The sequence below is a fragment of the Streptomyces nigrescens genome, assembly GCF_027626975.1.
Classification (GTDB): Bacteria; Actinomycetota; Actinomycetes; order Streptomycetales; family Streptomycetaceae; genus Streptomyces; species Streptomyces nigrescens.
The window spans coordinates 1,348,847-1,361,974 of record NZ_CP114203.1 but is presented as its reverse complement, the minus strand read 5'-3'; the positions used below and the strand labels follow the sequence as shown (position 1 = coordinate 1,361,974).

The window sequence follows — 13,128 nt, the reverse complement described above, 5'->3', positions numbered from 1 at the left end:
GGCGCCTCCTCGGCGCCAGGACGGGCTTCCTGCCCGCCGCCCGGCCCCGGGACCGTACCGGCGAGCGGCGGACGGGGCCGGGGGAGGGGTACGGCCGTTCGAGTGAGTGCGGCGCGGGGCGCGGTTTGCCGCCTCGGCGGCCCGGCGCGTCGGCGCCCGGTGTCACTGCCGGTAGCCCGCCAGGAAGCGTCCGATCCGGCTGATCGCCGCGTCCAGGTCATCGGCGCGCGGGAGGGTGAGGATGCGGAAGTGGTCCGGGCGCGGCCAGTTGAAGCCGGTGCCCTGGACGACCTGGATCTTCTCCCGCAGCAGCAGATCGAGGACGAACTTCTCGTCGTCGTGGATCTTGTGTACGGCGGGGTCGAGGCGGGGGAAGGCGTAGAGCGCGCCCTTGGGCTTGACGCAGGAGACGCCCGGGATCTCGTTCAGCCGCTCCCAGGCCCGGTCGCGCTGCTCGTGCAGCCGGCCGCCCGGCAGCACCAGGTCCTGGATGCTCTGCCGGCCGCCGAGCGCCGCCTGGATGGCGTACTGCGCGGGTGCGTTCGGGCACAGCCGCATGGAGGCGAGGGTGCCCAGGCCCTCCAGATAGTCGGCGGCGTGCTGCTTGGGGCCGGAGACCACCAGCCAGCCGGAGCGGAATCCGGCCACGCGGGAGGACTTCGACAGTCCGCTGAACGTCAGGCAGACCAGGTCGGGAGCGAGTACCGCGGCGTGGTGGTGGACCGCGTCGTCGTACAGGATCCGGTCGTAGATCTCGTCGGCGAAGACCATCAGCCCGTGGCGCCGGGCGAGATCGAGCATGCCGTCGAGCAGCTCGCGCGGATAGACCGCGCCGGTCGGGTTGTTGGGGTTGATGATGACCATCGCCCGGGTCCGGTCGGTGATCTTCGAGGCGAGGTCGGCCAGGTCCGGCAGCCAGTCGGCGGACTCGTCGCAGAGATAGTGCACGGGCTTGCCGCCCGCGAGGGAGGTGACCGCCGTCCAGAGCGGGAAGTCGGGGGCCGGGATGAGGACCTCGTCGCCGTCGTCGAGGAGGGCCTGCACGGCCATCGAGACGAGTTCGGAGACGCCGTTGCCGAGGTAGATGTCATCGACACCGACGTCGGGCATCCCGTTCTGCTGGTAGTGCTGGGCCACCGCGCGGCGGGCCGGGAGGATGCCCCGGGACTCCGTGTAGCCGTGTGCGCGGGACAGATTGCGCATCACGTCCTGGAGGATCTCGTCGGGGCACTCGAAGCCGAACAGCGCCGGATTGCCGGTGTTCAGCCGCAGCACGCTGTGGCCCGCCTCCTCCAGCGCGTCCGCGTGCTCGATCACCGGCCCGCGGATCTCGTAGCAGACGTCGGCCATCTTGCTGGACTGCTTGAACTGCATGCGGTGGCCTCCCGGGTCCTCGCTCACCGCGCGGCGCGGCAGCACTCGTTAACACCGTACTTGGTTTTACCAAGTTGGGACTTGGAAAGTCCAACCTCTGTCTATGCTGGTGTCATGCCGCGCCGAAGCTATGACCAGTACTGCGCCGTCGCCCGAGCCCTGGACGCCGTCGGCGACCGCTGGACGCTCCTGATCGTCCGGGAACTGCTGGGCGGCCCCCGGCGCTACACCGATCTGCACGCCGATCTGCCGGGCGTCAGCACCGACATGCTCGCCTCCCGGCTCAAGGACATGGAACGGGACGGTCTGGTCACCCGCCGCCGGCTCGCCCCGCCCGGAGCCGCCTTCGTCTATGAGCTCACCGCCCGCGGGCGCGCGCTGCTGCCCGCGCTCACCGCCCTCGCCGACTGGGGCGCCCCCGCCCTCGGCGAGCGGCGCCCGACGGACGCGATACGGGCCCACTGGTTCGCGGTGCCTCTCATGGCGAGGCTGGCCGGGCACTTCACGGACGGTACCGACGTGATCGACATCGCCCTCGACGAGGGCGAGTTCCATGTCGTCCTCGGGAGCGGCGGGCCGGAATCCTGCGCCCCGGACGGCGGGGCCGGGTACGCGGACGGCCCGGCCGAGCGCCCCGACGTCCGTTTGCGGATGGACACCGCGACCTGTGCCGATATCGCGTACGATCGCCTCTCCCTCGCACTGGGAATCGAATCCGGCCGGATCGCGGTCACGTTGCCCGAGGGATCCGGCGAACGGCAGCGACGGAAGAGGACGACAACGGCATGACGACGCGCCCCCTGGCGGTCTTCGACCTGGACGGCACGCTCGCCGACTCCACCCACCGGCAGCATCTGCTGCAGCGCACCCCACGTGACTGGAAGGCCTTCTTCGCGGCGGCCACCGAGGATCCTCCCCTCGCCGAGGGGGTGGCCCTGGCGCTGCGCAGCACCGAGGACTGCGAGGTCGTCTATCTGACGGGCCGGCCGGAGCGCTGCCGACGGGACACCCTGGCCTGGCTCGCTCGACACGGCCTGCCCAAGGGCCGGTTGTGGATGCGCCCCAACAGCGACCGGCGCCCGGCGCGGCACACCAAGCTGGAGATCCTGCGCCGGATCGCCCGCAACCGGGAGATCCGCCATGTCGTGGACGACGACGAACTCGTCTGCGACGCCTGCGAGGAGGCCGGCTTCCGGGTGGTACGGGCCCGATGGGCCACCCCGTCCGACACCCTGCGGGACGCCCAGCAGCGGGCCGGACGGACGTAGCCGCCCGGGGGCCGTCGGTCCACCGGCCCGGCTTGCAACGGGTCCGGGGTGCGGACCGGCCGGCCCCGCCCGCCCTGATCGCGCCCGTTCGGCCGAACTGACGGTACATCAGTAATGAAGCCGGGTAGCGCTCGGGAAATGGATCATGCATCAGGAACCCGGGCGCGCACCGGACTTGCCCTCCTGCTGGCCGTGGCCCTGCTCACCGGGCCCTGGGCGCCGGCGGCCGCGGCGACGAAGGACCCGAGGAGCGGCGGGCGTACCGGCTCGGCCTGGCTGCCCTACTGGGGCAATGTCGACGCCGCCTACCGCGACGCGCTGCGGCACGCCTCCCAGCTCCACACCGTCAGCCCCTTCTGGTACGAGACCTCCGACGACACCACCGTCAAGGGGCACCAGGGCGCCGGACGGCACGACATCATCGACGGACTGCACGACGCCGGTATCGATGTCGTGCCCACCGTGACCGAGACCCTCGGCGCCGAGAAGATGGCCGAGCTGATGCATGACCCGCAGCGGCGGCGGGACCATGTCGACACCCTGCTGGATCTGGTCGAGAGCCGGTCCTACGACGGGATCGACCTGGACTACGAGGCGATGGCCCTCACCGGTGACCGGGAGACCCGCGACCGGGTGCGGACCGGATACAACACGCTCGTCAAGGAGCTGTGCGCGCGGCTGCACGACCGTGACAAGCAGTGCGTGGTCACGGTGCTGGCCCGGGTGCGCGGCAGCGGCCAGGCCTTCGACTACGAGCGGCTCGGCGGAGTCGTCGACCGGTTCCGCATCATGGGCTACGACCTGCACTGGTCGGGCGGCGAGGCGGGCCCGCTCTCCGCCAAGGACTGGTACGACGAGTTTCTGCGCTACGCCACCGACACCGTCCCCCGGCACAAGATCGAGGTGGCCTTCCCGGGCTACGGCTGGGACTGGATCAGCGGGGTCACCGGCCATGCGGCCCATGTGACCTGGAAGGAGGCCGAGGCGCTGCGCGAGCGGGAGGACGCGGAGTACCTCTTCGACGAGGAGTCCGGCACCCCGCACTTCACCTATCGCAAGGACGGTGAGGAGCACGAGGTCTGGTACCAGGACGGGCGCGGGGTCCGCGAGCAGCTGCCGCTGCTGAGGAAGTACGGGGTGCGGGGCACCGGCCTATGGGCGCTCGGGTTCGAGGACCCGGACTACTGGTCCGCGCTCCGCGGCGAGTAGCCGCAGCGCCGCCTCGGACGGTGAGTCCTGCGCCGCGGTGTACATCAGCACGCCCTGCCCGGAGCCGTCCGGGGTCTGCATCATCTCGAAGTCCAGCTCCAGGTCGCCCACCAGCGGATGGTGGAACCGCTTGGTCCCGAAGGTGCAGTTGTGGACGACATGACGTGCCCACAGGCTGCTGAACTCGCTGCTCTTCATCGACAACTCGCCGATCAGCTCGGCGAGTTGCTGGTCATCGGGGCGCTGCCCCGCGGTCACCCGCAGGGCGGAGACGGCCCGCCGGGTCTCCTCGTCGCGGTCCGGGTACAGCTCGCGGGTGTGCGGGTCGAGAAAGAGCAGCCGCTGGGCGTTGGGACGGTCCTGGGGGCGGCCGGGGCTGTCGAAGTCGAGGTGCCCGGCGGTCAGGGCGTGCCCCAGGCGGTTCCACGCCAGGATCTCGTAGCGCGGTCCGAGCGCGAGGGCCGGTACGTCCGCCACGGCGGCGAGCAACTGCCGTACGCCGGGGCGGACCTTGTCATGGCGCACCGCGGGGCGGCGGGGTGCCGCGCCGGGGCGGGCCAGCGCGCGCAGATGTGCCCGCTCGTCGGCGGTCAGCCGTAGTGCGCGGGCCAGTGCGTCCAGTACCCCTTCCGAGGCCTGGTGGCTCTGTCCCTGTTCGAGGCGCGTGTAGTACGCGACGCTGACGCCGGCCAGCTGGGCCAGCTCCTCGCGGCGCAGTCCGGGGACGCGCCGGCGGGTCCCGTAGCGGACCAGCCCGACGTCCTCCGGCTGCAGCCGGGCGCGGCGGGTGCGCAGAAAGTTTCCCAGCTCGGCGGGGAAGTCCATGGCGGGGGTGTCCATGCGGGCCAGTCTCCGCCATCGGGCGGACGGGAGCCTGACCCTGTCAGGAGCAGGGTCCGGTGGCCGTTTCCCTGACGAGGCCCGGGGTGCGCGCGGTGGTGTGGCGGAGACTGTTCCCTCAGGGATACCGACCGCTTAGTATGTCGCTGGCGAGGGGCCGGTGTGCCCTCCGCCCCACCCGCGTATCCAATTCTGTGGAGGCACCAGGTGAAGGCATGGCGCGTACACGCGAACGGTGAGCCGCGTGCAGTGATGCGGCTGGAGGAGGTGCCGGACCCGCAGCCGGGGCCGGGACAACTGCTGCTGCGGGTGCGGGCCGCCAACATCAACTTCCCGGACGCGCTGCTGTGCCGCGGCCAGTACCAGGTGCGGCCGCCGCTGCCGTTCACCCCGGGCGTCGAGATCTGCGGCGAGGTGCTCGCCGTGGGGGAGGGCGCGGCTGGTGAGACCGGGGCACGGGTGCTGGCGCAGCCGCCGCTGCCGGACGGCGGCTTCGCCGCACGCGTGGTCGTCGACGCGGCGACGGTACGCCCGGCCCCCGAGGCCCTGGACGACGCCGAGGCCGCGGCCCTGCACATCGGCTACCAGACCGGCTGGTTCGGACTGCACCGCCGGGCCCGGCTCCAGGCCGGCGAGACGCTGCTCGTGCACGCCGCGGCGGGTGGTGTCGGCAGTGCCGCCGTACAGCTCGGCAAGGCCGCGGGTGCGACGGTCATCGGCGTGGTGGGCGGTGCGGACAAGGCCCGGGTCGCCCGCGAACTGGGCTGTGATGTCGTCCTCGACCGGCGCACCGACGACCTCGTCGCCGCCGTGAAGGAAGCCACCGGCGGCCGCGGCGCGGATGTGGTCTACGACCCGGTCGGCGGTGAGGCGTACGCCAAGTCCGTCAAGTGCATCGCCTTCGAGGGCCGGATCGTCGTCGTCGGCTTCGCCGGCGGAGCCATCCCCACCCCGGCCCTCAACCACGCGCTGGTGAAGAACTACGCGATCCTCGGCCTCCACTGGGGCCTGTACAACACCAAGGACCCGGCCGCCGTCGACGCCTGCCACGAGGAGCTCACCAAGCTCGCCGCCCAGGGCGTCATCAAGCCGCTGATCGGCGGACGGGTTCCGCTGGCAGAGGCCGCCGATGCCGTCCAGCGGGTCGCCGACGGCACCTCCGTCGGCCGGCTCGTGGTGGTCCCCACACCGGAGGAGGCCCGATGACGGACGCCGACGACCTGCGCCGGCGCACCGCCGAGCTGCTCGCCGCACATCCTCCCGCCACCACCGACCGGCTGGAGTTCCTGCGGGCCCGCTTCGACGCCGGGCTCGCCTGGGTCCACTTCCCCGAGGGCCTCGGCGGGCTGGACGCGCCGCGCTCCCTGCAAGCGGTCGTGGACGCCGAACTGGAGGGCACCGGCGCCCCCGACAACGACCCCGGCCGGATCGGCATCGGCCTCGGCATGGCCGCGCCCACCATCCTGCGCTTCGGCACCGACGAGCAGAAGCAGCGCTTCCTGCGTCCCCTGTGGACCGGCGAGGAGGTGTGGTGCCAGCTGTTCAGCGAGCCCGGTGCCGGCTCCGACCTGGCGGCGCTGGCGACCCGCGCGGTACGCGAGGGCGGGGCGGAGGCCGGGACCGGGGGAGACTGGATCGTCGACGGACAGAAGGTCTGGACGTCCAGCGCGCATCTGGCCCGCTGGGCGATCCTCATCGCCCGCACCGACCCCGACGTGCCCAAACACCGCGGCATCAGCTACTTCGTGTGCGATATGACCGACCCCGGTGTCGAGGTGCGTCCGCTGCGGCAGATCACCGGCGAGGCCGAGTTCAACGAGGTCTTCCTCACCGGCGTCCGGATCCCCGACGCCCATCGCCTCGGTGCGGTCGGCGAGGGCTGGAAGGTCGCCCAGACCACGCTGATGAACGAGCGGGTCGCCATCGGCGGCGCCCGCGCCCCCCGCGAGGGCGGCATGATCGGCATCGCCGCCGCCGACTGGCGCGCCCGCCCCGAACTGCGCACCCACGATCTGCACCAGCGGCTGCTGAAGCTGTGGGTGGAGGCCGAGGTCGCCCGGCTGACGGGCGAGCGGCTGCGCCAGCAGCTCACCATGGGCCAGCCAGGCCCCGAGGGCAGCGGAATGAAGCTGGCCTTCGCCCGGCTCGCCCAGGAAATCAGCGGCTGGGAGGTGGAGTTCCTCGCCGAGGACGGACTGACCTACGACGACTGGACGATGCGCCGCCCCGACGGCGTCGACTTCACCGGCCGCGAGGCCGGCTACCGCTACCTGCGCGCCAAGGGGAACTCCATCGAAGGAGGCACCTCGGAAGTGCTGCTCAACATCGTCGCCGAACGTGTGCTGGGGCTGCCGCCCGAGCCGCGCACCGACAAGGACGTCGCGTGGAAGGACCTCCCCCGATGAACGACGGGACCACCCTGCCCGGCGCCGACCCCGACCTCCTGTACTCCGAGGACGAGGACGCACTGCGCGCCGCCGTACGGTCGCTGCTCGCCGACCGCAGCGATCCGGCCACTGTGCTCGCCGGCCTGGAGTCGGACGTCGCCTACGACACCGGCCTGTGGCACTCCCTCGCCACGGAGATCGGCACCGCGGGCCTGCTGGTGCCCGAAAAGCTCGGAGGGGCGGGCGCAAGTGCCCGCGAGGCCGCCGTCGTGCTGGAGGAGACCGGCCGCTCCGTCGCGCCCGTCCCCTTTCTGACCAGCGCGGTCATCGCGGTGACCGCCCTGCTGGGCTGCGATCACGGCCGGGCGGAGGTCGCCGCGCCGCTCGCCGCGCTCGCCGAGGGCCGCACCGTCGGTGTGCTCGCGGTCCCGCTGCCCACCGCCCCCGGCGGGCTGCCGGAACCGGCGTCCGTACGGGCCGATGCGAACGGCGCCCTGACCGGCCGGGTGACCTCGGTCGCCGACGCCGCGGCCGCCGAGCTCCTGCTCGTCCCGGCCCAGGGCCCCGACGGCCCGGCCCTGTATGCGGTGGAGGCCTCGGCGGACGGGGTGCGCACCGACACCGTCACCCCGCTCGACCTCACCCGCCCCCTGGGCCACCTCACCTTCGACGGCGCCCCGGGACGGCTCCTGGCCACCGGGGACCGCGCCCGCGCCACCCTCGACCGGGCCCTGCTCACCGGTGCCGGACTGCTCGCCTCGGAACAACTGGGCATCGCCGAATGGTGTCTGGCCGAAACCGTGCGGCACACCGCCGCGCGCACCCAGTTCGGCCGCCCCGTCGGCTCGTTCCAGGCGCTCAAGCACCGGATGGCCGCCCTCTGGCTGGAGGTGGCCTCGGCCCGCGCCGCCGCCCGCAACGCCGCCGACGCACTCGCCACCGGCAGCCCCGACGCCCCGGTGGCGGTGGCCGTCGCCCAGGCGTACTGCGCGCCGGTGGCGGTACGTGCCGCCCAGGAATGCGTCCAGCTGCACGGCGGCATCGGCATGACCTGGGAACACCCGGCCCATCTCTTCCTCAAGCGGGCCAAGAGCGATGAGCTCGCCCTTGGGTCGCCGGGGCGGCACCGGGACGCCCTGGCGGGGCTGGTGGGGATCGCCGCGCCGTAGGGGGTGTCTTCCCGATCATGCCGGGCTCGCGGGGGCTGGCACGCACGCTCGCGGCGTTGTCGTCACTCGCCGACGCTCCGCGTCGACTCCCTCCTCCGCCTTGCGATCGCACGCACCAGACCCCGCTCCCTGATCCGGCCTGATCGGAAAGACACCCCCTAGGAGCGGAGACCGGCGGCCACCGCCCCGTGTGGCCGGTGGCCGGCGGTCAGTCGGTGATGGCGAAGGTTCGGCTGAAGCCGCGGACCGCGCCGTCGCCGGCGGTGGCCACCTCCAGGAAGTAGCGCGGGCCCGGCGGCACCCTGGGCAGCGTCACGAACGCCTCACCGGTCGGCCCGGCACCGGCCCGGGTCGCGACCAGGGCCACCCGCTGCGACCGGCCGTGGCCCGTCGACGTCCGCAGCCAGACGTCCACCTCCTCGCCCGTGCTGTTGTTCCAGGCCACCGCGAAACTGCCGTTCGGCTTGTAGTCGACGCCGGGTTCCGGCGCGGTCACCTCGATCCGCCCCGTCGTCGGCGAGGCGAACTCCTCGGGGCCGGCACTGGCGGCGGCCGCACCGAGGGCGGAGGTGGCGGCCCGCGCGGCCGAGCCCGCGTGACCGGCCGTGGCGGCCATCGCCCTGCCGGCCGCGGGACCGCTCTTCCCGGTGTCCGGGCGCGACGGTGCCAGCGAGATCACCAGCATGCAGCCGACGGCGGTGGTGGCGACGGCGACGGCCAGATTGGTGGCCATCGAGGTGGCCCTGCACATCGTCTCCTCGTTTCCTCGGGGGAGTGGCGAGCCGGAACATCCCCGGCACTCTGCGCATCAAAAACGACGCGCTGAGCGATCACCTGGATGGACAGCTCCGGCGCGACAGCCCCCTGGAGACGAGGGAGAATCCACCGCTCCGGACCACATTGGTCGCGGCTCCGGTGATGTCCCGAAAGTGCAGTTCGGGTAGCGTCGAACACATGAAGACCGCAACTCGTCGTGCGCTGATCGGACCAGTCCTCCTGCTGGTGGCCGTGCTGCTGGCGGTGGTCGCCGCGATGGCACCGGGTGCCCATGCCGCCGGCGGGCTCGACGAGGCCGCGGCGGCCCTCAAGCAGGGCCCGGTCTACGTCGATCCCCGCGCCGAGAACCAGTTCTCCCGGGCCCAGGCGGACGCGCTGGCCAAGAAGATCAAGGACTCGGACAAGCCGATCTTCGTCGCCGTGCTGCCGCGGGCCGCCGAGTACCAGCCCGGCACCCTGCTGCGGGACCTGCGCACCAAGGTCGGCATCAGCGGCGTCTACGCCGTCGAGCTCGGCAACGGCTTCAATGCCGGCGCCGACCCGCGGGTGATGTCGCGCAACTCGGTCCAGAACCTCGTCGGCTCGGTCAAGAGCTCCGACTACCCGACCGTCAACGAGCGCCTGAACAGCTTCGTCGACACGGCGGTACGGTCGGCGAACGGCCAGGCCCCCTCTGCCTGGGGCGGCGCGGGTGACAGCGGCTTCGGCACCGGCACCGCGATCGGGCTCGGAGTGCTGGTGGCCGTCGGAGGCGGCGGCGCCTACGCGATCGCCCGCCGCAACCGCAGAAGGCGGATCGAGGAGGAGCGGGCCGCACTGGAGGATCTGCGGGTCGTCGTCGACGAGGACATCACCGCCTTCGGCGAGGAGCTGGACCGGCTCGACTTCCACCCCGGTGAGCCCGGCGCCGACGACGCGATGCGCGCGGACTACAGCCATGCGCTGGACTCGTACGAGAACGCCAAATCGGCGATGGCGGCGGCCCAGCACCCCGGTGAGGTGCAGGGGGTGACCCAGGCCCTGGAGGACGGCCGGTTCTCGCTGGCCACCCTCGCCGCGCGCCGCGAGGGCGAACCGCTGCCCGAGCGGCGGCTGCCCTGCTTCTTCGATCCACGGCACGGCCCGTCGGTCGTGGATGCCCGATGGGCACCGGAGGGCGGCGCCGAGCGCACCGTCCCGGTCTGCGCCGCGGACAAGAGCCGCATGGACGACGGGCGGGAGCCGCTGGCCCGTACGGTCCGGACCGCGAGCGGCGACCGGCCCTACTGGGACGCGGGCCCGGCCTACGGCCCCTGGGCCGGCGGCTACTTCGGCGGTGGCCTGCTGCCCGGCCTCCTTGTGGGCACGCTGCTCGGCAACATGATGATGTCGTCCGCCGCCTATGGCGCCGACTACGGCGGTGCGGGCGCCGAGGGCGGCGACTACTCCGGATCCGACTTCAACTCCGGCGACTTCGGCGGCGGCGGCGGTTTTGGTGACGGCGGTGGCTTCGGCGGCGGCGGCTTCGACGGCGGAGGTTTCTGAGCGCTCAGCGCCCCCGGGGCCGCTCCGCCCGCTTGACGCCGAGGAGGCGCCCGTAGCGCGGCCGCGCCGCGAAGTCCGCATAGCGCCATACGACGGGCCTGCCGACCTCCCGGCACAGATGCAGGACCCGGTCGGGTCCCAGGTGGACGCCCACGTGCGCGCCGTAGCCCGGTGGCCGGCCCTCGGCCGGGCCGCCGTCGAACAGCACCAGATCCAGCGGTTGCGGACGGTCCACCCGGCGGGTCGCCGCTTCGTCCGCCCAGAGCTCCGCCGAGCGCAACGGTGGTATCAGCAGGCCGAAGTGGCGCAGCACGGCGTAGGCGTAGCGCTGGCAGTTCGCGCCCCAGGCCAGGTCGGCGAAGGGGCCCGGGGCGGGGCGGCCGGGGGCACCGTCCGCCGCGTCCGCCGCGTGTGACGGGCATTCAGGTGTCGTCGCTCCCGGATGGCGGGCACCCGAGTAGGTCACATTGCGCAGCTCCTCCGGGAGCTGCCGGAACGCCACCGTGCCGTGGACGGTGGGGACTTGACGGCCGGGTTCACGGAACACCCGGTCATGATGCCGGGGATCTTACTCATGCCGCACGCCCCGGTGTCGAGCACGCTCACCACATCGGTCCGACGTGCACTCGACACCGCGAGGAGATCCCCGATGGAACGCCGCTTTCGCAAGGCAGCTCTCTGGGGCGCGACCGTCGCCGCCGTCCTGGCGGCGGTCGGTCCGTTCAGCCCGGCGCACGGCGTGCCCCGGCCCGACCCGACGTCCCGTCCCTCGCCGCGCGGCATGCTCGACGCGATGCGCCGGGACCTCGGGCTGTCAGCGGTGCAGGTACGGACCCGGCTCGCGCAGGAGACCGATGCGCACCGTGCCGCGGCGACCGTGCGCCGGACGCTGAGCACCCCGCCCGCCGGGATGTGGTTCGACAGGACCACCGGCAAGCTGGTCGTCGCGGTCACCGGCGCCGCCGACGCCCAGCGGGTGCGGGCCGCCGGGGCGGTGCCCAAGACGGTGCCGCACAGCCGCGCCGCGCTCACGGCCCTGATGCAGCAGATCACCCGCCGGGCCGGCGACGGGGTGGCCGGCGTCACCGGCTGGGGCGTGGACGAGCGCGCCAACGGTGTGGTGGTCCGCATCGACCGCACCCGGCACACTCCCCGGACCGCCGCCTTCGAGAAGACCGTCCGTGAGTTGGGGGCGCAGGGGAAGATCCCGGTCACCGTCGAGCGCAGCAATCAGACGCCGCGGCAGCAGGGCGGCAAAGTGGTCGGCGGTGAGCGGTGGATGCCCGGCAGCGAGGGCATCTGTTCCATCGGCTTCTCGGTGACCGGACCGGGAAGTTTCCAGGGCTTTCTGACGGCCGGCCACTGCACGCTCACCGCCGATCAGGCCGCGTTCGGCAAGGACGGCAGCCTCATGGGGACCTCCAACCACGGCGGCGGGCACAGCGTCAACGGACGTGAGGGGGACCTGGGGCTGGTCGAAGTCGATCAGCCGGGCTGGACGGTCAGCGCGAATGTGGCCGGCCAGGGCGGTGCGCCGGTCACCGTCACCGGCGCGCAGGAGGGCCTGGCCGGTATGTCGCTGTGCCACTCCGGGCAGAGCAGCGGCTGGCACTGCGGGGAGATCACCCGTGTCGACCAGACCGTGGACTACGGCAACACGGTCATCGAGGGCCTGTCGTTCACCAACGCCTGCTCGGCGCCCGGCGATTCGGGCGGGTCGTATGTCACCCAGCCCAACGCCCCGAAGGCCCTGGGCGTGCACTCGGGCGGTGGTGCCGCCCACTGCGGCACGTTCGGTGGCGCCACCCTCACCATCTTCCAGCCGATCGGCGAGGCCCTGGAGAAGTGGAATCTGCGGCTGGTGACGGGCAGCCCCTGACGCGCCCGCCGCCCGCCGTCACCGCGCCCGTCACCGCGCGCCCGGCCACCGCCCACGGGGCCGGTGGCCGACGCCGGGAAAACCCCTCCGGCCCCTTGCCCCCACACCTACGATGTGAAGCCAGTGGTCAATGAGGCGCCGGGGGCCCAAGTGGCGGACTGGCGCCTACGGGGAGTGGGAGAAGCACGTGACAGAAGCGGCGGAGTCGGCAGTCGGTCCGGACACGGCGGTGCCGTTCGCCGTCGGGATCACGGTGCGCGGCTACGAGACCGACACCCAGGGCCATCTCAACCAGAGCGTCTATCTGCAGTACGCCGAGCACGCCCGCTGGTCGCTGCTGCAGGCGAGCGGCATCCGGCAGAGCACCATGGTGGACCGCCGCGTCGGCCCGGTGACCGTCGAGACCACCATCCGCTACCTGCGGGAGCTGCGGGCCGGTGACGAGGTCGAGGTGAGCTGCGCGTTCGTCTGGGGCGAGGGCAAGACCTTCCGGATCGAGCAGACCGTCCGGAAGACGGACGGGACGGTGGCCGCCGAGGTGAGCGCCGTCTGCGGGCTGCTCGACCTCACCGAGCGCAAACTGCTCAAGGACCCGCGGGCGGCCTTCCGCGACCTGGCCGACAAGCCCTCGCTGCTGGGGCTCACCGACGGCTGACACGCGCGCTCCGCGGCGCCGCCCCGGTCTCCGTACGGCAGGCCGG

General features: G+C 72.8%; 13 protein-coding genes. 9 read left to right on the top strand and 4 right to left on the bottom strand.

Translation table 11 applies throughout. The features are described from left to right. Nucleotides 1-162: 162 nt before the first annotated feature. The gene (locus STRNI_RS06215) at nt 163-1,374 is read right to left on the bottom strand and encodes a pyridoxal phosphate-dependent aminotransferase (protein WP_093645662.1); all 1,212 of its coding nucleotides are present in this window, start codon (nt 1,372-1,374) and stop codon (nt 163-165) included. A gap of 114 nt (nt 1,375-1,488) precedes the next feature. Here STRNI_RS06215 and STRNI_RS06210 point away from each other — a divergent pair, with 114 nt between their 5' ends. The 3 genes from STRNI_RS06210 to STRNI_RS06200 all read left to right on the top strand — a co-directional run bounded on the left by STRNI_RS06210 (nt 1,489) and on the right by STRNI_RS06200 (nt 3,851). Then, a complete protein-coding gene (locus STRNI_RS06210; protein ID WP_159484853.1) occupies nt 1,489-2,163 on the top strand; it encodes a winged helix-turn-helix transcriptional regulator in 675 nt (224 codons plus the stop codon). Further along, nucleotides 2,160-2,642 carry a phosphatase domain-containing protein gene (locus STRNI_RS06205; protein WP_018088501.1) on the top strand — a complete coding sequence of 161 codons (483 nt, stop codon included), beginning with the start codon at nt 2,160-2,162 and terminating at the stop codon, nt 2,640-2,642. Before STRNI_RS06210 ends, STRNI_RS06205 begins: the two co-directional genes overlap by 4 nt. Before the next feature lie 138 nt (nt 2,643-2,780). After that, on the top strand, nt 2,781-3,851 hold the full coding sequence (locus tag STRNI_RS06200) for a glycosyl hydrolase family 18 protein (RefSeq protein ID WP_159484851.1): 1,071 nt from the start codon (nt 2,781-2,783) through the stop codon (nt 3,849-3,851). Here STRNI_RS06200 and STRNI_RS06195 read toward each other — a convergent pair. Further along, entirely contained in the window at nt 3,795-4,691 is an 897-nt protein-coding gene (locus tag STRNI_RS06195; protein WP_018088503.1) for a helix-turn-helix transcriptional regulator, read from the bottom strand. The two genes, STRNI_RS06200 and STRNI_RS06195, sit on opposite strands and share 57 nt — an antisense overlap. Before the next feature lie 207 nt (nt 4,692-4,898). Between STRNI_RS06195 and STRNI_RS06190 the strand changes: the two genes are divergently transcribed. Genes STRNI_RS06190 through STRNI_RS06180 form a run of 3 tightly spaced genes read left to right on the top strand, consistent with a single transcriptional unit; the run spans nt 4,899 to nt 8,247 of the window. After that, nucleotides 4,899-5,897 carry an NADPH:quinone oxidoreductase family protein gene (locus STRNI_RS06190; protein WP_159484849.1) on the top strand — a complete coding sequence of 333 codons (999 nt, stop codon included), beginning with the start codon at nt 4,899-4,901 and terminating at the stop codon, nt 5,895-5,897. Continuing rightward, the gene (locus STRNI_RS06185; RefSeq protein ID WP_018088505.1) at nt 5,894-7,096 is read left to right on the top strand and encodes an acyl-CoA dehydrogenase family protein; all 1,203 of its coding nucleotides are present in this window, start codon (nt 5,894-5,896) and stop codon (nt 7,094-7,096) included. Before STRNI_RS06190 ends, STRNI_RS06185 begins: the two co-directional genes overlap by 4 nt. Next, nucleotides 7,093-8,247, top strand: coding sequence for an acyl-CoA dehydrogenase family protein (locus tag STRNI_RS06180; protein ID WP_159484847.1), 1,155 nt, complete (start codon nt 7,093-7,095; stop codon nt 8,245-8,247). The genes STRNI_RS06185 and STRNI_RS06180 overlap by 4 nt, the downstream gene beginning before the upstream one ends. 208 nt (nt 8,248-8,455) lie before the next feature. On the opposite strand, the gene STRNI_RS06175 is transcribed toward STRNI_RS06180, so the two are convergent. Further along, nucleotides 8,456-8,998, bottom strand: a complete 543-nt coding sequence (locus STRNI_RS06175) for a hypothetical protein (RefSeq protein ID WP_229837906.1) — start codon at nt 8,996-8,998, stop codon at nt 8,456-8,458. 203 nt (nt 8,999-9,201) lie between these two features. Here STRNI_RS06175 and STRNI_RS06170 point away from each other — a divergent pair, with 203 nt between their 5' ends. Next, the gene (locus STRNI_RS06170; protein WP_026169432.1) at nt 9,202-10,548 is read left to right on the top strand and encodes a hypothetical protein; all 1,347 of its coding nucleotides are present in this window, start codon (nt 9,202-9,204) and stop codon (nt 10,546-10,548) included. A 4-nt stretch (nt 10,549-10,552) separates the two neighbouring features. On the opposite strand, the gene STRNI_RS06165 is transcribed toward STRNI_RS06170, so the two are convergent. Beyond that, nucleotides 10,553-11,095 (bottom strand): cell wall hydrolase, encoded by a 543-nt coding sequence (locus tag STRNI_RS06165; protein WP_159484845.1) that lies wholly within the window; start codon nt 11,093-11,095, stop codon nt 10,553-10,555. A gap of 102 nt (nt 11,096-11,197) precedes the next feature. Here STRNI_RS06165 and STRNI_RS06160 point away from each other — a divergent pair, with 102 nt between their 5' ends. Both STRNI_RS06160 and STRNI_RS06155 read left to right on the top strand, forming a co-directional pair. Further along, on the top strand, nt 11,198-12,427 hold the full coding sequence (locus STRNI_RS06160) for a S1 family peptidase (protein WP_159484843.1): 1,230 nt from the start codon (nt 11,198-11,200) through the stop codon (nt 12,425-12,427). Nucleotides 12,428-12,557: 130 nt separating this feature from the next. Further along, a complete protein-coding gene (locus STRNI_RS06155) occupies nt 12,558-13,082 on the top strand; it encodes an acyl-CoA thioesterase (protein ID WP_229837899.1) in 525 nt (174 codons plus the stop codon). The last annotated feature ends 46 nt before the right edge of the window (nt 13,083-13,128 follow it).